Here is an 18,699-nt window from a genome sequence, read left to right as displayed (position 1 = left end):
TATTATTTCACTCGAGTTGTAGCCCTACGTCGGCATGCATCACCGAAGGCATTGAAAATGGAGAGGTAAAACGGATTCTCGCTCACCTTCCACTCTGGATGCCATTGCACACCGAGGGCAAATTCTTTAGTACCAATTACGGAGAAAGCCTCCACTAACCCATCTGGAGCATAAGCTTCTGGCCGCAACCCAACACCCAGGCGCTCCACGCCTTGAGTATGTACAGAGTTAATCTCTGCAGAGTTACGGCCCCAGGCCTCGTAAATAAGCCCCCCGGGCTCAACAGTAATACTGTGAGAAGCCCCATACTGCACATCTAAGGATGCGGTTTTATCTTCTCGATGTTCAATAAAGCCACCCACCTCATGGAGCTTCTGATGCAAACTGCCACCAAAAGCCACATTCATTTCTTGAAAACCGCGACAAATACCTAATACAGGTACCCCAGCAGCAATAGCAGCGTGGATCAGCGGCAAGGTTGTCGCGTCACGTTTAGGATCATGGTGTGTACCAAGCTCACTCGGCTGGCCTGCATAAAGATGGGGTTCTACATTAGAAGGAGAGCCAGTAAACAAAATACCGTCAAGACGCTCTAAAATAGCGTCTATCGGTAAATCGCCACCTAAAGATGGGATCACTAACGGCCAGCCTTTCGCGCCATTAACTACGCCTAAAAGGTATTTTTCACCAACAATATTAAAGGGGTGTGATCCCAATTGTTGATTGCATGCAATAACACCTATGAGGGGTAAATCGGCTGACATATCTCACCTTTAGAATTGATTTTACTAGCATAACGAACACTTTGCCTTTAAATGTTCATTTTTTCACACAGTACACCGAAATTTAGCACTAGGCAAGAGGTTAAACACTTGTTAAAGGTTATTTAATCCACTTATTCTTAATAAGCATAAATAACATGTAGTTAAATGTATATTTACCCCATTTCTCGCTAATTCATGTATATAAACCAGCAGTTACACCAGCATAAAGCTCACTTTTTACAGGGTAAATTAAACCGTATTCGAACCAAATTTGAACCAATATTATTTACACAAAGAAGAGGATACATAACCAATATGACAGGATTAGAAAGTAGGTAAATACACAGGAATGTTGAATAACAGTATTAGGCCACTCACTTTTAGCGAATAAGTGGCCTAATATGTTGAATAATAGGGTAAGTTAATGACTTAATTAGAAGTTTGCAGGCGTAGTCGCACTCACTAGGCGACAAGGTTCATCGAAGGGATTGCGGAATCTATGGGGCAATTCACTGTTAAAATAATAACTGTCACCCGCTTCCAAAATATACACTTCATCCCCAACAGTGAGTTCGAATTTACCTTCTATCACCATAGCGGCCTCTTCACCTTCGTGCTTTAGCATCTCTTCACCCGTATCTGAACCGGGTGGGTAAATCTCATTCATCACTGACATTGCGCGGTTCGGGTAATCACGACCGATCAGTTTAAATTCAAGTGGTCCAGTACCGATATTCAGTAATTCATTGGATCGATAGACGACCTTTTGCTCACTATCCGTTGAGGCTTCAATGGAGAAAAAGTCCACTAAAGACATCGGGATACCCGACAGCACTTTTTTTAAAGAGCTGACTGACGGGCTGACACTGTTTTTCTCGATCATTGAAATCGTACTGTTAGTCACACCAGCACGTTTGGCTAATTCTCGTTGAGATAAGCCTTTCATTTTTCGAACAGTTTTGAGGCTGGCTCCAATATCCAAATTTCACATCCCCCTAGAGGCTCGGGTCAATCCCGATAGATGACGAACAGGTTGTTCAGGATAAACACCATCCAGAACGCATTTTCGCCCAAAAAGCGCGTGTTTTACTGCTTTCATTGTATTCTACATAAAAAGCGTGTTAAATAAAACGAACACTTTTTTGCGTCATGTTAAAAGTGTGATGAGTATACTGAGACAAGTCCAATTTACAATAAAAACAATTTTTGGGAGCCATAATGGCAAGCAAACCTCCAGTGCACAGTGAACAGTATCCACACTCTTATTATGTTGATACTGCTAAAGAAATTTATGCGCACCCACAACTCGAAGGCAATATCAATGCCGATGTCTGTATCGTGGGCGGCGGCTTTAGCGGTATAAATACCGCCATAGAACTCGCACAGCGCGGTATGAGTGTCGTGCTGTTAGAAGCGAGGCGAATTGGCTGGGGCGCATCGGGGCGTAATGGCGGCGAACTCATTCGCGGCATAGGCCATGACCTTGCACAATTTCAAAGTGAAATCGGCACTGAAGGTGTTCAAGCAATTCAACAAATGGGCTTTGAAGCCGTCGAGATAGTGCGAAATCGCATACAAGAACACAGTATCGACTGCGATCTGCAAATGGGTTACTGCGACTTAGCGGTTAAACCTCGTCACATGGATGAGCTTGAAGAAGAATTTAGCGCACTCAAAGCCATGGGTTATCAGCAAGAAATCAAGCTGTTAACTAAGCCACAATTAGGTGAAGTCATAGGCTCAGATTTTTATCAAGGCGCGCTAGTTGATATGGGTAGCGGTCATCTACACCCACTTAATCTTGCCCTCGGTGAAGCTCGCGTCGCCCGCAATCTCGGCGCTAGGTTGTTTGAGTACAGCGCTGCTGAAAAAATCATTCAAGGCGCCAAACCTAAGGTCATTACCGCTAAGGGCGAAGTCACATGCCAATACGTAGTGCTGGCGGGCAATGCCTATATCGGCCACAAACTTAATAGCTTTGTAGGGGGGAAAGTATTACCTGCTGGCAGTTATTTATTGGCAACAGAGCCCTTAACTGAGGCCCAATGCGCGAGTATTATCCCGCAGAATATGGCCTTCGCGGATATGCGAATTGCCCTAGATTACTTTCACTTATCGGCAGATCGTCGTTTGCTGTTTGGCGGCCTTTGTACCTATTCGGGTAAAGATCCGAAAGACATTGAAGCGGCACTGAGACCGAATCTTGAGAAGGTTTTCCCGCAATTAAAAGGGGTACGTATCGATTATGAATGGGGCGGCATGATAGGTATCGGTGCTAACCGTATGCCACAAATTGGTCGCCTTCCCGATGCAAATAATATTTTTTACGCCCAAGCCTATGCGGGACATGGCGTGAATGCCACTCACATGGCGGCAAAACTGCTTGCCGAGGCCATTTGCCAACAGGCGGGACATTTCGATGTGTTTGCTAAAATCAAACACATCACCTTCCCCGGCGGCCCGACGTTCCGCTCACCTATGCTCGCTGCAGGCATGCTGTATCACAGATTTAAGGACTTGTTTTAAGTCGCTTGTTACGCCTTGCCCACAGGATAAAAGGGATAGACCCAAGATAATGCACGACTAAAGCCACCAAGACGCCAAAGCCAATACCACTAGAAGTTAAAGGTATCCCTGGCTTAAAGTTACTGATGGTTTTCTCAAGATAATCAAAGCGAACAGGGTTAAACATATAGGCAGTTTTCTCAAACAAATTGCCCGTATTAAAGATCGCCACGCCCTGTGTTAACGCTTTATAAAGCGCCAGTGTCTGTACCTTTTGCTCAGCGTCGGCACGCACACTTGGCTCCTCATTTTGCTGGTGGCGGGCAATCATGGCATCAACATCGGCGTAATGATATTCCTTAGCCGTTGCCTCGTAACCTTCTACCTGCCATCGAGTCGATTCATAAAGGCCTGATAAAAATTGCTGATAATGATCAGCCAGTTGTGGTAACTGTAAGGCAATCACTAAAATAAATCCAAATACCAACTTATCGATCAATCTCGCTATCAAAGGTTTCTCCTTGGCATTTAGCCAAACGACGTAGAAGTCACATGATGTTCAACAAAAACCACGCTAACTTAATTAATCTACAGTACTAATTTCAATGGTGATACTCAATTAACACTCTATCGGCAGATCGTTACGGCTGCCCCAATCCGCCCATGAACCGTCATAGAGGATGGGATTTTTATGCCCCGCGGCGACCGAAGCTAAGATCAAAATACACGCCGTAATCCCAGAACCACAGCTGAATATCCTTGCGGATTTATCCGCTGCTAGCCCTTGATAAATAGACTGTAGCTCACTGGTCGTTTTGATTTTATTACCATCGAGCACTTGAGCGAAGGGTAAATTAACCGAGCAAGGAATATGCCCAGAGCGCACACCGGGACGCGGCTCACTCACTTGACCTAAAAAGCGTGGCACACCACGGGCATCGACAATCGCCGTTCCGGCATCTTCAATTCGTGATAACACTGCCTCGGCATCCATCACAAGCTCGGGGTGGTATTGCAACACATCCGCCAAAGTATCGATATCCGTCGGGCCATAATCGACGCCTTCGGCTTGATAACGCGATGAGGTAATGCGGTCTTCTTCAATCCATTGAGGCAAGCCACCATCAAGCACATAGACTCGATTAAAGCCCATGACTTTAAAGGTCCACCACGCCCGTGGAGATGAATAAATGCCTTGGTTATCATAGATAACAATAACACTGTCGACCTCAATCCCAAGTTGAGCTATCCCTTGGATGAACTGCTCAAACGTCGGCAAGGCATGAATTTGGGTTGAAGTCTTATCGCAAAACACATTTTCCAAGTCGAATCGACGTGAGCGCGGAATGCAAATAGGCTCATCGTAAACTAGGGGTTCTTTACCAATAACGGTTTCCATACTGGCATCGAGCAAGACTAAATGGGGATCGGTGAGGTGTGCTTCGAGCCACTGCGTACTAACAAGTGGGTATTCCATAGCGGGTCCTTTTACTGTTATCCAAATCTGCCGATAGTCTCTCACCAAATGCCGTAAAGCCCAAATATCAGCTTAACAAATTGTCTGCTTTGGGATTTTATTTAAAAGCGTCGACTCGGTTTTATGCGCTCAATTATTAGTGCATTCAATCATTAGATTGCGGCGAAGCCGTGTTTTGAAGAGAGTGCTTTCAAACTGCTCATTTTTAATGATGCCGCTTTCAAAACGATCCTGTCGATATGGCCATGTTCGAGATAGCCGTTTTCGCAAAAGTCCGTTTCGAGACAACCGTTTTCAAAATAGCCGCTATTTAATGACTTCAATTTTCACATCAATCAAACCAGAGGAAGTTTTGCCTATGCTACTGAACGCCGATTTAGACAGATCAATAATGCGGCCACGCACGAAAGGCCCTCTATCATTGATTTTCACAATCACACTTTTGCCATTATCGACATTGGTGACCTTAACACTCGAGCCAAAGGGTAACTTTTTATGCGCTGCTGTCTTTAATTTATGTTTGTAAAGTTCACCGCTGGCCGTCTGCTTATTCTGATGTTTATCCCCATAAAATGAAGCCTGACCAGCTTCCGTGAACCCCACCCAGTTTCCATTCTCACCCGTCTGCAATGAAGAACAGCCGGCCAAAAAGCTTAGCAATGCCAGTGCAAATAGTTTGACGACATTGAACTGCCTAATTGGGTTTTGAAGTGCATTCACATGACACCCTCTCTAATGAGTGAACGCTTTGCTGACGAGCGAAAGGCTCAGCAAAAGTCTCGGGGAAAATAACCAACAACCTTAGATGGCAAAGCTCTAAGCTTGCATCCTAAAAGATCAAAAATAAGAAACAATAAATTTCCACGAGGCTACAGCAGTTGCACGCTAAAATCACGTATTTACAGGTGAATGCTCTTACGTTGAGATAAAATATGCAGCCATAACGAGGCTTTGTTTCCTAATTTAGATCGGTAAACAAAGCCCTAACGAGTTAACACTTCATGGATAATCTCAAATTTGGGTTCTTTACCACTTGGCCATGTAGGTTTCTTTATGGGGTTTTCAAAGGTGGTCAGCCAAATATCAAGATCACTGGAACCAGACAAACACCCCATAAACGCAAAATACATTCCACTATTTATCATGTGACGGGCAAACTGAATAGCGTCTTCAAGAGTGCCCTCTTCCCAGTTATGTGTGAACGTTTCATCATCCCATACCCATTTAATGGGGACTCCACTTTCATCACAAGCGAAGAACCTTACATTTCGATAACCTTTACTTGCTGTTTTTAGAGAATTTATAAAACTTTCTCTGGTGTTATCAAATCTTTTTTTGAACTCTTCAATATCTAGATCTTTGCTAATAAAGTTCTTCATACTTGCCCTAGAGGTAAATACTACCAACGGTATGACATAACCACACACAAAAAAGTCTATCCAATGAGCCCAGTGACTGATGTCGTTTAGCTCTGTTAGAAGCTAATTATGCCAAAGATTGGTATTCATTGCTGCCATTATGAAACAACCTAATTTCGATACATTTTATTTCTTTTTTAGAGGAAATTAATTGCTCCACCAACCAAATATAACCGATTTCATATAGCTTATTTTGTAGGGAGAACAAATCATCTTCTGGCATATTGTCTATATCAACATTCAATAATTGATACCAATTAAAGGCTTTAAATTCAGAAACATACTCAAATTCACATACTGCGGTTAAAAGCCATGCGCCATTCATCATAGAGGCGATGTCGACAAAAAAATCGCAATATGCCTCACCTTGATTTTTACAAGAAATCGCATATTCCCTAACAAGTTCCATAAAATCGGATTTGTAACTATCGAGAGCTTTACTGACGATTGCCCCAAACTCTTCTACATTGTGCATACTTGCCTTCTTATTCAATACTCTAAGCACCCTATAATATCACAAATAACTTACAACACTTTTCACACTATAACTAAATGCATTAATGGTAATGTTTGAAAGCCACAAATTTATAAGCGATAACTTACGATATTTATGAAGCAGATAAGAATGGAAGTAAATTGAGATATTAATGGGAGTGTTTAAAGTCAATATTCTATCGGGTATAAATGAGCAACAACATTACGAATCAAGACGGTAACATTTTATTTACGGTAACAGATGCAGATTTTACAAGTGAAATATGGCTTAGAAAAATGGGGACGCCTTGAGCTACAAAAAATAAAAAACCTCTTTCCATGTAATATGAAAAGAGGTTTTAGTATTGAGCGAAAGCGGCTCCTTCTCTTATATAGACAAATATAGACAAAAAAGAGCGGTTATAACACGAGCCAAGTCGCTTTCAATTCTGTGTATTTGTCGAAGGAGTGCAGAGATTTATCTCGGCCATTACCTGACTGTTTATAGCCACCGAATGGCGCTGTCATGTCGCCACCATCGTAATGGTTGATCCACACCATGCCAGAACGCAGGGCTTTAGCGGTTTTATGGGCCTTGCTGATATCCGATGTCCACACGCCAGCGGCTAAACCGTAGATGGTATCGTTGGCGATTGATATCGCCTCTTCCATGCCATTAAATTCAATAACAGATAACACTGGGCCAAAGATTTCTTCACTGGCAATCTTCATCTGGTTGTTTACGTTAGAAAATACCGTTGGCTGCACATACACGCCGCCGGTGTCTGCCATGACTTGGCTGCCACCGTGGACTAAGGTTGCACCTTCATCTTTACCCGCTTTGATGTAACTGAGTACTGTATCTAACTGTTGTTTATCGACAACGGCGCCGCTCACAGTGGCGGGATCGAGTGGATGCCCTGGATGCCATGAGGCTAGCTCCTCTGCGATAAGCGCGATAAGCTCATCTTTCACCCCGGACTCCACCAGCAAACGCGAACCTGCGGTGCAAACTTCACCTTGGTTAAAAGCAATGGCTTCGGCAGCAGCAACGGCAGCGGCTTTGAGATCTGGCGCGTCATTAAAGACGATATTAGGGCTCTTGCCTCCCGCCTCTAGCCACACGCGTTTCATGTTCGACTCACCAGCGTAAATCATTAATTGCTTGGCAATTTTGGTGGAACCTGTGAAAACCAGCGTATCCACATCCATATGCAACGCTAAGGCTTTACCCACGGTATGACCAAATCCTGGCAACACGTTGAGTACGCCTTGTGGGATCCCAGCTTCAATAGCCAATTGCGCCATACGGATAGCCGTTAAGGGTGACTTTTCAGAGGGTTTTAACACCACACTATTACCCGTGGCCAGCGCGGGCCCGAGCTTCCAACACGCCATCAGCATTGGAAAGTTCCACGGAACAATCGCGGCCACAACCCCCACAGGCTCACGGGTGATCATGCCAATTTCATTGTGAGCCGTTGGCGCGAGTTCATCGTAAATTTTATCAATAGCTTCGCCAGACCAGCGAATCGCACGGGCAGCCCCCGCCACATCCACCGCTTTGGAGAAACGAATTGGTTTACCCATGTCGAGGGTTTCTAACAGCGCGAGTTCATTGGCATTTTCTTCCAGTAACTCGGCGAAACGTATCATCACTTGTTTGCGCTTTACCGGAGACTGCTGCGACCAAACACCAGACTCGAATACGCTGCGGCCATTAGCAACCGCAAGATTAGCATCTGCAAGATCGCAACTCGCCACTTTTACCAACAAGCGGCCATCGATAGGACTAATACAATCAAAGGTGTTACCCGAAACGGCATCTTGGTATTCGCCATTGATAAACGCCTTACCATTAATAGACAGGCTGGCAGCCAGACTTTCCCATTCGCTGCGGCTCTTCGGTGTGCTCATGATGACCTCTTAATCATTCGTATAGGTGTGGTTTATCGTTCATAGACAAGAAAATAGTGGCCCGTGACGACTTTAGCGCAAATGGTAAACATCATCACAGTCATAATCCGAGCTTCAGGTTACGCTGTTTAAGTAATAAAATTCAATATTTTTTACAAAAATAGCTTTTTTGCCACAAATAACTGCACACGGCTCTTCCATGTTCATTATTTCTAACATAGCATAGCAAATATTAGCCACCCTAAAACAAGACCTGAAAATACAGGACAAGGTAGACACTATGGCCGATTTGCCGCTCAATTCCTCAAGCGCACCCTCACTTGAACATTTCTGGATGCCTTTTACCGCTAACCGCCAATTCAAAGCCAGTCCGCGGTTACTCGCCAAGGCCGAAGGCATGTATTACACGGATATTGATGGTAATAAAGTGTTAGATGCCACCGCAGGTTTATGGTGTTGTAACGCAGGCCATGGTCGCAAGGAAATCAGCGAAGCAGTCAGCAAACAAATTAAAGAGATGGACTACGCGCCCTCCTTCCAAATGGGTCATCCTATCGCCTTTGAACTTGCCGAGCGGTTAGTCGAGCTCAGTCCTGAAGGATTAAACAAAGTCTTCTTTACTAACTCAGGTTCTGAGTCCGTCGATACTGCACTTAAGATGGCACTTTGCTATCACAGAGCCAACGGTCAAGCCTCACGCACCCGCTTTATCGGGCGCGAAATGGGTTACCACGGTGTCGGCTTTGGCGGCATCTCTGTGGGTGGATTGAGCAATAACCGCAAAGCATTTAGCGGCCAATTACTGCAAGGCGTCGATCACTTACCTCATACCTTAGATATCCAAAATGCGGCATTTACCCGTGGACTCTCGCACTTTGGCGCTGAAAAAGCCGAAGTATTAGAACAACTAGTGACCCTGCATGGCGCCGAGAATATTGCCGCCGTAATCGTTGAACCTATGTCGGGTTCTGCAGGGGTAATATTGCCTCCACAAGGTTACTTAAAACGTCTGCGTGAAATCACTAAAAAGCACGGCATCCTACTGATTTTTGACGAAGTCATTACCGCTTTTGGCCGCGTTGGCGCCGCCTTTGCGAGTCAACGTTGGGGCGTTATCCCAGATATAATCACCACGGCTAAAGCCATCAATAACGGCGCCATCCCTATGGGCGCAGTGTTCGTGCAAGATTTTATCCACGACACTTGCATGCAAGGTCCCACAGAACTGATTGAGTTTTTCCACGGTTACACCTATTCAGGTCATCCAGTGGCTGCAGCGGCGGCGCTTGCCACCCTATCGATTTATGAGCATGAGCAATTATTTGAGCGCAGTTTTGAGCTTGAACGCTACTTTGAAGACGCAGTGCACAGCCTCAAAGGGTTGCCGAATGTGATTGATATCCGCAACACAGGCTTAGTGGCGGGGATTCAATTCTCCCCTAACGCTCAAGGCGCGGGTAAACGTGGTTACGGCGTGTTTGAACACTGCTTCCGCCACGGCACTTTAGTTCGAGCCACGGGCGACATCATTGCGATGTCACCGCCACTAATTGTCGATAAACGCGAAATTGACCAAATGGTTAATAGCCTAAGCGATGCCATTAACGCCGTTGGATAATAGCACCAGCGGTTCGTTCCACTCTCACATTTAACACCCCGCTGCGGCGGGGAACTTCAAAGGTTAACTATGCTCAAGATCACTCACTTTGTTAATGGTCAGCACACCCCTGCCAGTACCAGAACCCAAGATATTTTTGAACCCGCCACGGGTGAACTACGTGGCCAAGTCTCACTGGCAAGCGAAACTGAAGTGGGTGAAGCCATCGCAATCGCTAAAACCGCCTTTGAAACATGGTCACAAGTCACGCCGCTCAACCGTACTCGAGTGCTATTTAAATTCAAAGCCTTAGTTGAGCAGCACCTAGATGAAATGGCGCAGCTTATCACCCGCGAGCACGGCAAAGTGATCGACGATGCTAAGGGCGAGTTGATCCGTGGTCTCGAAGTGGTCGAATTTGCCTGTGGTATTCCGCACTTGCTTAAAGGTGAACACACCCAGCAAGTGGGTGGCGGCGTCGATTCTTGGTCAGTTAATCAAGCTTTAGGTGTTGTCGCAGGCATAGCGCCCTTTAACTTCCCCGTGATGGTTCCCATGTGGATGTTCCCAATCGCGATTGCCTGCGGTAACACCTTTATTATGAAACCCTCGGAAAAAGACCCGAGCTCAGTGATGCGTATTGCCGAGCTGCTTAAAGAAGCGGGTCTTCCCGATGGCGTGTTTAACGTGATTAACGGCGACAAAGAAGCCGTCGATACCTTACTCACCCATAAAGATGTGCAAGCGGTGAGCTTTGTAGGCTCAACGCCGATTGCTGAATACATCTACAGCACAGCCTCTAAACATGGCAAACGCGTGCAAGCCTTAGGCGGCGCGAAAAACCATATGTTACTCATGCCAGATGCGGATTTAGATCAAGCCGTTAGCGCCTTAATGGGTGCCGCTTACGGCAGTGCTGGTGAGCGTTGTATGGCGATTTCAGTCGTGCTGGCGGTAGGCGATGTGGGCGATGCGTTAGTGGAAAAACTGCTACCGCAAATCCAAACCTTAAAAGTCGGCAACGGCCTGGTGCCAGAGATGGAAATGGGGCCACTGATCTCAAAACAACACCTTGCTAAGGTCACCCAATATGTTGAAGCCGGTGTGCAAGAAGGCGCAGTGCTGCTGGTCGATGGCCGTAAACTGAGTGTGGATGATCATCAGCAGGGTTATTTCCTCGGCGCCTGTTTGTTCGACCATGTCACGCCAGATATGAGCATCTACCGCGAAGAAATCTTTGGGCCAGTGCTGGCGATTGTGCGCGTGAAAGATTATCAGGCGGCGCTTGAGCTGATTAACCAACACGAATTTGGCAATGGCACGGCGATTTTCACCCAAAGTGGTGAAGCGGCGCGACATTTCTGTCACCACGTACAAGTCGGTATGGTTGGAGTGAACGTGCCGATCCCGGTGCCGATGGCGTTCCACAGTTTTGGCGGTTGGAAGCGCTCACTGTTTGGGCCGCTGCATATGCATGGCCCCGATGGCGTGCGTTTTTATACCAAGCGTAAGGCAATAACTGCCCGCTGGCCCGTGGGTAAACAGACTCAAGCCGAGTTTGTGATGCCAACGATGAAATAGCCGAATGTCAGCTCAACAAGGAAATCGCAAATGACTGTGAGTATCAACGCCATTATTCGCTTTGCTACGGCGCAAACACCCGTCGAAACCTATCAGTTACCGGCGGAAAAGTTGTTAGCAAGCAATCCAACTCAAGGGCTAGAGAATCATTATTCTAGCCCTTGTGATCAATTTCACAGTGGAATTTGGCAAAGTGAATCAGGCGCTTGGAAAATAAACTACACTGAATACGAGTACTGCGAAATCCTCGAAGGGATGAGTGTTATCACAGATCTTCAAGGTCAATCGCAGACGTTCACTGTGGGTGACAGGTTTATCATACCCGCGGGTTTTCAAGGCACTTGGGAAGTCGTGGAGCCCTGCCGCAAGGTTTACGTCATTTTCGAACAAAAGTGAGATCAACGAGGCTGATGTTAGCCTCAAAAAAGCTAAGTTATCTTAGCAATAACTCGCCATGAGGTCACAGCAACGGGTTTTCCTAGGCTGTTGTTTGGCAAACCAACGGATGCACTGGCGCGATTGAATAACCATGGTCGCCAGTAACACGTCCGAGTCAACAAAGAAAATGGGAGAAATACCGTGCATAACAATCTGAAAAAAAAACGGCTGGTACAGCTTGTCGGACTCGCGCTAACCACGACCCTATTCTCCGGCATTGCCGCCGCCGAAGTGACTGGGGAAATTAGTCTTACTAACGACTATCGTTTTCGCGGCGTATCACAAACCGCTGGCGATCCTGCCCTGCAAGGTGGTATCGATTGGAGCTTCGATTCGGGTTTCTCTGTCGGGGCTTGGGCAAGTAACGTGGACTTTGATGAGCCAGGTTATAACGGCCCAGCGATCGAATACGATTTCTATGTCGCCTATGGTGGTGAGATCAACGAAGATCTGACCTACGACATCACCCTTAACCGTTATAACTACTCAGGCGAGAGTGATATAGGTTATTTCGAAGTGATTACGGGTATGGAATTTAAGGGCTTTCGCCTAGCCTATTGGTTTACCAATGATTACGGTGGTACTGACTTAGATTATCACTATGGAGAGCTAAACTACTCCTACGAATTTGTTGAAAACTGGAGTCTCGATCTGCACTACGGCTATAACGTGGGTGATGCCTTAGATGATGGTGAAGGTTTTGATAGCTACTCTGATTACTCTGTTGGCGTATCGACTGAACTGTCAGGCTTTGGGCTTTCTCTTGCTTGGTTAGGCACAGATCTTAGCGGTGACCAAAAAGTCTCTGACGGTGCATTTAAAAACTCAGATACCGTGCTTGCGAGCGTAAGCTACGCGTTCTAATTTCGCCTTAGCTTGGTCCAACTAAAACACAAAAAAGCCCTCATCATCGAGGGCTTCTTTTTAGCTGTTCAAACAGACTTGACTACCAACTACGCATTTTATGGCCTTTCACCGCGTAGAAAAGGATGAACAAGTAGCATGGCAACATCACAATATAACCACCCTGCATGCCCATATCTGTCGCCGAACTCATTAAGCCCCAAGACACTGGACCAAAGGCGCCACCTGCAATCCCCATGATGAGAAGCGCAGAACCTGTACTGGTCAATTTCCCCATACCAGACAAAGCTAGCGGCCACACCGCAGGCCAAACAATCGCATTAGCTAAACCAAGAAAAGCAATCATCAACAAAGTATCGGGCAGCGCCACACCACCAAAAGGTACTAACAAAACATTAGCAATAGCGTAGGAATTATTATCGCCAAACAAAATACCGCATGTCAGTAACAAACCCAGAATGGCCGACACCATCAAAGCCTTAGGCTGTGAAATAAAACGAGGAATTAACAGGATACCTAAAGAATAACCCAACACCATACACACCATAGTATAGGAAGTCATAACACCGTATGACTCTATGCCTAAAGACAAAGCAAATGTACCAATGGTATCGCCAGCAATAACCTCTACAGCAACATAAACAAACAGCGCTAACACGCCAAAGGCTAAGTTAGGGTGAGATAATGCCGCTTTAAGTTGCCCTTTATCAGTATTTTCAGCAGCTTCATCTTCATTCAACAACTCTGGCAAAGGTGATTTTTTTACCGCGAGCGCTAAGATACCGATAAAAATGGCCATGCCTAAATAGGGGAATACTAAACCGTCAGCCATTTCTTCAATTTGTACTTGAGTTAGCTCAGTACCAATACGGTCTTTAAAGCTGTCTAAAATCAACGCCGAAAACACCAAAGGCGCAATCACACCCGCACCTTTATTTAAAATTCCCATCACACTCACACGGGCGGCCGCAGATTCTTCAGGGCCTAACCGCACCACATAGGGGTTAACCGCCGTTTGTAATAGGGTTTGGCCTGCGCCCATCACTAATTGGGCGAAAAGAAATAGTGCAAAAATTTGCGTTTCAGCAGCGGGAATAAACAGCAACCCCGCCAGCATCATCACGCCCATGCCTAGCGCCATACCGTTTTTGTAACCGACTTTACGTATGACCCAAGCCGAAGGTAGTGCCGTGAAAGTCACGGCAATATAAAAGGAAAATAGGATCAACGAGGCTTGGAAGGGATTGAGTTGCAATATTTGTTTTAAATACGGCATTAAAGACCCATTCAACCAAGTGGCGAATCCAAGGATGAAAAAGAGCGCGGCCACTATGGCCATGGGGAGAAAGCTGCTTTTCTGCTGGCTTTTATCGAGTGTCATTTCCATAAACCTGCTTCTTATAGTAATTAATTATTAAGGTGATGAGGGGACGAAAAACAGCTCAGCGTTCCACATACCCGTAGCGCGACTCGTGTGCAATGGCTAATGTTATCATCCAAACGCGCCATTGTTTCACTGATGTTAAAACAAATAACACAAAAAGACAACGCTGTCATTTATGATTTACTACTCAACTATTAATAACTCTGACATTAACAACGCAGTCAAACCGCTAGGGCGTAAGTCATATCCAAATAGCAATAAGCCGCAGACACAAGATGCCTACGGCTTTTATGAATAAACGGACCTAACTGACTAAATCCTGACAAAAATATTGCGACGGTACATCCAATATAACACCAGCCACTGCACCGTAAGTAAGCTGACAACCGCAGCTAACGCTTGAGCGCTTTCAGGCAAGGCCAGCACTAAGCCGCCAAACACGCTTTGGGCGATATATTTCCAATCCACTAAGCTCGACGCTAAATAAATAATGATGGCGTTGGTGCCTATCACCACAAAGAAAAATGCGGCTTTTTGCCACTTAAGCACATCGACTAGTGCATAGAATAGCGCCAGCAGTATCATGCTCCAGCCCGTCGTCACCAACACAAATGAACTGGTCCACAGCTCTTTATTGACCGGAATAACAAGATCTAACAACCAGCCAAAGGCTAAACAAACGCCCCCCGCTGCGGCGAGTAATCCCACTTTGGCCCACTCACCTTTAGGATGGGATTTAACAATAAAGTGGCCGACAAACACACCCGCTAACGCATTAACGATGGCGGGGACGGTCGACAGTAAACCTTCAGGATCGGGCGTGCGCCCCTGATAGCTGACGCCAGGCAATAAAATTGAATCGACATAGGCATTGATGGATTGCGTGGGCGAGAGCACGCCCGCCTGTCCACTAGGGAAAGGCAACCAAAGTTGCATTGCGCCATAACCGAGTAAAATGCCCAAGGCGACAATAACTTGCGTTCGTAGACTCGTGTGCCACACCAATAATGCGGCAAAGAACCATGCAAAGGCGATTCGACCTAACACACTGGCATAGCGAATTTTTTCAGGATCGGCAGGTGTGCCCGTTCCCCAACCGTGATTGTATAAAATGCCCAGTAACAGCAATAAAAAGAGTCGTTTAATCCCATGGCGATACACAGGTAATCGCTCACTCATAGGTAATTTATCTAAACGTTTGGGAGATAACCCCAAGGCCACTCCGGAGAGGAAAATAAACAGCGGGAAGATTAAATCGTAGAAGTGAAAACCATGCCATTGGCTATGGTGCATCTGTTCATCGCCCCATTGCCAGCCAGCCCAGCCCGTTAAAATAAGCAAACCACCAAATAGGGCCTCACCGCCCAAAATCCAAAACATATCGAAGCCGCGCAGTGCATCTAGAGACATCAACCTAGGTTTATTCGCCTTTACTGGCAAAGTCGCGTTTGTCTGTGTTGTGTCCATACATCATCCTTTATTATTGTTATTAAAAGCTTTTATAAAAGTTGAACAAAACGAATACGGTACAAAACGAATACGGTACAAAACTAATACTGAATAAAATGAGTGCTGTACAATAAAAAAACTTAGCCCCTGTCATCAAAATACGACAAGGGCTATGCCCAAGCTACCTGAAGATACGAGTTTCAGAGCGCCTAGGGTGCTTCAATTCAAGGCGCATCAATGACAGAATGTCGGCCACCTTTTGAATTGATGCAACACGGAAGTGGAGTGCCCTAGGCGCTCCGTCCCGGCTGGTTGTAACGCACTTTATGCCGTGTTGGTTATTTTTAACTTAGTCCACTAGGTCTGCAAATAACCGCCTTGCCTAAAGTGCGTTACATTCCCGCTGAATCCTGCATTTTCAGGTAGTTTGGGTATAGGTTAAACATTACCTTTGCTGCAGACACAATTTAAGGGCGACCCCTGATTGCCTAGCTCGCATAAACAGGTCCTGAATAGACGGCCTGCCCCGCAATGTAGTTTGCCTGCACTTTGTTCTGCCCATCTAGCAAGACAAAGTCAGCCCGATTCCCCAGTGCTAAACGGCCAGCTTTATGGTCAATCCCGAGGAACTGCGCGGGATAAAGCGCCGCCATTCTCAAGGCTTCCGCCAAAGGCAAACCCAACAAGTTGACGGTATTATTGACCGCAGTCGCCATATCGAGCACACAGCCCGCCAGCTCACCGGTCACGGCATTTAATCTGTCACCAACTCGCAGCACGTGCGTACCAAAGAGTTCGAAGCTGGTCTCATCGTCCATACCGACAGGCGGCATAGCATCTGTGACTAACATCATTTTGCCCCTCGGCTTTGCCCGCAGTGCGACCTTTGCCGCCGCGGGATGCACATGGTGGCCATCGACAATCAACCCACACCACGCGGTTTCACTCTCAATCGCCGCGCCAACCATGCCCGGCTCACGGGAACCGAGTGGTGACATTGCATTATAAAGATGGGTAAAGCCCGTTGCGCCTGCCGCTAATGCCGCAATCACAGTGTCGTAGTCGGCATTAGAATGGCCCAAACACACCTTAACGCCCGAGGCGACAAGCGTGCGGATCACCTCCGGCGACACATTCTCAGGCGCAAGCGTAACGACTCTAATTCCTAAGTCTTGGCGACAAAATACCGCGAGTTCAGCATCGGTTATTTCGCGAATAAATCCCTGCGGATGAACACCTTTTTTAGGCACAGATAAATGCGGCCCTTCAAAATGCACTCCTAAAACGCCTGCGCTACCTTTGCCTAAAGCCTCGGCCACCGCGTCGGCGGCACTCGCCATCACGCTAACATCATCGGTGATAAGTGTGGGTAAAAATCCCGTGGTGCCAAAACGCGCATGGGCACGGCCGATAGTCTCAATGCAATTCACACTCGGATCGGCATTGAATAACGCCCCGCCGCCGCCGTTCACTTGCACATCGATAAAACCCGGTACCAGCGTTCCGGCTTGGCGGATTTCCTTCGCGTCTGAGACAGTATCAAACGCCAGAATGTGCCCGTCTTCAACAGTCACTGGCACATCTTGATGGAAATATTCACCATCAAAAATACGCTCGGCGATCAGGGTGATTTTCATCGCAAACCTCTTTCAATAAATAACACGAGTGACTTAAGTCTTAAATTAAGTTCACTGCGAGGGCTAAGCTGCACGAGCTAAGCTGAACAGGTTTAATCGTGAGCTGCTTAATCGTGCAGCTAAAAGTCCGCTAAATCTAATCCGCAGCACCTAAACCTCTTAAACTTTGGCCACTTAAAGCTCGGCGGCTTAGAGCGTTTGGGTCACTTTTTTAAGGCCTGCCGGTTGATCGGGATCGATACCGCGGGCAATCGCAACCGCAGCCACATCAATATAAAAACGCTGTAACAAGGCTAACGGCGCCACACGTGGGTGAATGTCAGTAGAGGTTTGATTCAGATGCACTAAATCGGCGCCGCGTTGGCTCACATTTTCAATCTGTTCGATATGGCTAGCGTAAGATTCATCGCCAATACACACATCGACGATAGTGAGTTTTTTCTCGACTAAGGTCACAGGACCGTGGAGGAACTCGGCGCTACTGAACGCTTCGGCATGGATTGAACACACTTCTTTTAACTTAAGCGCAATTTCCTTGGATACTGCATAACCTAAACCACGGCCGAGTACGACTAAGTTTTTCACGTCGGCAACGGATTCTGGCGTGAGCTGCGGCTCAGCGTCCACCGCCGTTTGCAGCGCTTGGGGTAAAGACGCTACGGCGCTAGCGAGTGATTCGCTTTGAGTCCAGGCGGCGGCGAGTTGTAAAATCGCCGACAACGTTGCGAGGTAACTCTTAGTCGCAGCAACGGCTTTTTCTTCACCTGCACGTAAAGGCACAACGACATCGGCGATATCTTTAATCGGTGCACTTTCATCATTCACTAAGGCAACACAGAAAGCACCGGCATTTTTTGCCATACGCGCCTGCGCCAAAATGTCAGGGCTACGGCCAGATTGTGAAATCACAATGACTAACGCGCCTTCGAGTTTCAAGGTTTTACCATACACACTCGCCACTGAAGGTGCGGCGGCGAAGGTCGGTACACCCGCTTCAATTTCAAATAAATATTTAGCGAACACTCCCGCATGATCCGATGAGCCGCGACCTACTATCATCACAAAACGAGGGGCGAAGGCGCGCAGTTTCTCACCTAACTGCTGCATGATGTCAGCGTTAGCTTCTAATTGACCCGCAATTTTTTGCGGTGCAGTGCGTGCTTCTTGTTCCATAATAGTGTTTGTCATGTCTTT

Annotated in this window: 17 protein-coding genes; 5 read left to right on the top strand and 12 right to left on the bottom strand. The window is 46.5% G+C overall.

The genetic code is table 11. From position 1 onward, the window contains the following. Positions 1-2 precede the first annotated feature (2 nt). Both KO531_RS19535 and KO531_RS19530 read right to left on the bottom strand, forming a co-directional pair. Positions 3-764: a gamma-glutamyl-gamma-aminobutyrate hydrolase family protein gene (locus KO531_RS19535; RefSeq protein ID WP_105249909.1), complete on the bottom strand. Its 762-nt coding sequence runs from the start codon at positions 762-764 to the stop codon at positions 3-5. 433 nt (positions 765-1,197) lie between these two features. Beyond that, complete coding sequence (locus tag KO531_RS19530) at positions 1,198-1,746, bottom strand: cupin domain-containing protein (RefSeq protein WP_028760885.1); 549 nt, start codon at positions 1,744-1,746, stop codon at positions 1,198-1,200. Positions 1,747-1,982: 236 nt separating this feature from the next. On the opposite strand from KO531_RS19530, the gene KO531_RS19525 reads away from it, so the two are divergent. After that, positions 1,983-3,290 (top strand): FAD-binding oxidoreductase, encoded by a 1,308-nt coding sequence (locus tag KO531_RS19525; RefSeq protein WP_219252043.1) that lies wholly within the window; start codon positions 1,983-1,985, stop codon positions 3,288-3,290. On the opposite strand, the gene KO531_RS19520 is transcribed toward KO531_RS19525, so the two are convergent. The 6 genes from KO531_RS19520 to KO531_RS19495 all read right to left on the bottom strand — a co-directional run bounded on the left by KO531_RS19520 (position 3,274) and on the right by KO531_RS19495 (position 8,555). Next, a complete protein-coding gene (locus tag KO531_RS19520; RefSeq protein WP_028760887.1) occupies positions 3,274-3,780 on the bottom strand; it encodes a DUF2937 family protein in 507 nt (168 codons plus the stop codon). The two genes, KO531_RS19525 and KO531_RS19520, sit on opposite strands and share 17 nt — an antisense overlap. 108 nt (positions 3,781-3,888) lie before the next feature. After that, on the bottom strand, positions 3,889-4,746 hold the full coding sequence (locus KO531_RS19515; protein ID WP_219252042.1) for a sulfurtransferase: 858 nt from the start codon (positions 4,744-4,746) through the stop codon (positions 3,889-3,891). A 306-nt stretch (positions 4,747-5,052) separates the two neighbouring features. Beyond that, entirely contained in the window at positions 5,053-5,466 is a 414-nt protein-coding gene (locus tag KO531_RS19510; RefSeq protein WP_219252041.1) for a septal ring lytic transglycosylase RlpA family protein, read from the bottom strand. A gap of 263 nt (positions 5,467-5,729) precedes the next feature. Further along, the gene (locus tag KO531_RS19505) at positions 5,730-6,125 is read right to left on the bottom strand and encodes a hypothetical protein (RefSeq protein ID WP_105249914.1); all 396 of its coding nucleotides are present in this window, start codon (positions 6,123-6,125) and stop codon (positions 5,730-5,732) included. Between the two features lie 106 nt (positions 6,126-6,231). Continuing rightward, the gene (locus tag KO531_RS19500; protein WP_219252040.1) at positions 6,232-6,639 is read right to left on the bottom strand and encodes a hypothetical protein; all 408 of its coding nucleotides are present in this window, start codon (positions 6,637-6,639) and stop codon (positions 6,232-6,234) included. A 419-nt stretch (positions 6,640-7,058) separates the two neighbouring features. After that, positions 7,059-8,555, bottom strand: coding sequence for an aldehyde dehydrogenase (locus tag KO531_RS19495; RefSeq protein ID WP_219252039.1), 1,497 nt, complete (start codon positions 8,553-8,555; stop codon positions 7,059-7,061). 280 nt (positions 8,556-8,835) lie between these two features. On the opposite strand from KO531_RS19495, the gene KO531_RS19490 reads away from it, so the two are divergent. The 4 genes from KO531_RS19490 to KO531_RS19475 all read left to right on the top strand — a co-directional run bounded on the left by KO531_RS19490 (position 8,836) and on the right by KO531_RS19475 (position 13,035). Continuing rightward, positions 8,836-10,173, top strand: a complete 1,338-nt coding sequence (locus tag KO531_RS19490) for an aspartate aminotransferase family protein (RefSeq protein ID WP_219252038.1) — start codon at positions 8,836-8,838, stop codon at positions 10,171-10,173. A gap of 69 nt (positions 10,174-10,242) precedes the next feature. Further along, complete coding sequence (locus KO531_RS19485; RefSeq protein WP_219252037.1) at positions 10,243-11,733, top strand: CoA-acylating methylmalonate-semialdehyde dehydrogenase; 1,491 nt, start codon at positions 10,243-10,245, stop codon at positions 11,731-11,733. 30 nt (positions 11,734-11,763) lie between these two features. Next, positions 11,764-12,129 (top strand): cupin domain-containing protein, encoded by a 366-nt coding sequence (locus KO531_RS19480; protein WP_219252036.1) that lies wholly within the window; start codon positions 11,764-11,766, stop codon positions 12,127-12,129. A 183-nt stretch (positions 12,130-12,312) separates the two neighbouring features. Further along, positions 12,313-13,035: a TorF family putative porin gene (locus tag KO531_RS19475; protein ID WP_219252035.1), complete on the top strand. Its 723-nt coding sequence runs from the start codon at positions 12,313-12,315 to the stop codon at positions 13,033-13,035. A gap of 82 nt (positions 13,036-13,117) precedes the next feature. On the opposite strand, the gene KO531_RS19470 is transcribed toward KO531_RS19475, so the two are convergent. The 4 genes from KO531_RS19470 to KO531_RS19455 all read right to left on the bottom strand — a co-directional run bounded on the left by KO531_RS19470 (position 13,118) and on the right by KO531_RS19455 (position 18,693). Continuing rightward, positions 13,118-14,416 carry a sugar MFS transporter gene (locus KO531_RS19470; protein ID WP_219252048.1) on the bottom strand — a complete coding sequence of 433 codons (1,299 nt, stop codon included), beginning with the start codon at positions 14,414-14,416 and terminating at the stop codon, positions 13,118-13,120. A 315-nt stretch (positions 14,417-14,731) separates the two neighbouring features. After that, a complete protein-coding gene (locus KO531_RS19465; RefSeq protein WP_219252034.1) occupies positions 14,732-15,886 on the bottom strand; it encodes a DUF5009 domain-containing protein in 1,155 nt (384 codons plus the stop codon). A 470-nt stretch (positions 15,887-16,356) separates the two neighbouring features. Next, the gene (gene nagA, locus KO531_RS19460) at positions 16,357-17,505 is read right to left on the bottom strand and encodes an N-acetylglucosamine-6-phosphate deacetylase (protein ID WP_219252033.1); all 1,149 of its coding nucleotides are present in this window, start codon (positions 17,503-17,505) and stop codon (positions 16,357-16,359) included. Positions 17,506-17,694: 189 nt separating this feature from the next. Beyond that, complete coding sequence (locus tag KO531_RS19455) at positions 17,695-18,693, bottom strand: SIS domain-containing protein (protein WP_219252032.1); 999 nt, start codon at positions 18,691-18,693, stop codon at positions 17,695-17,697. Between the last annotated feature and the right edge of the window lie 6 nt (positions 18,694-18,699).

Origin of the sequence: Shewanella sp. NKUCC06_TVS (assembly GCF_019345515.1) — a bacterium.
GTDB lineage: Bacteria > Pseudomonadota > Gammaproteobacteria > Enterobacterales > Shewanellaceae > Shewanella > Shewanella oncorhynchi.
The sequence above is the reverse complement of the archived record's forward strand: the minus strand, read 5'-3'. Positions and strand labels throughout refer to the sequence as shown.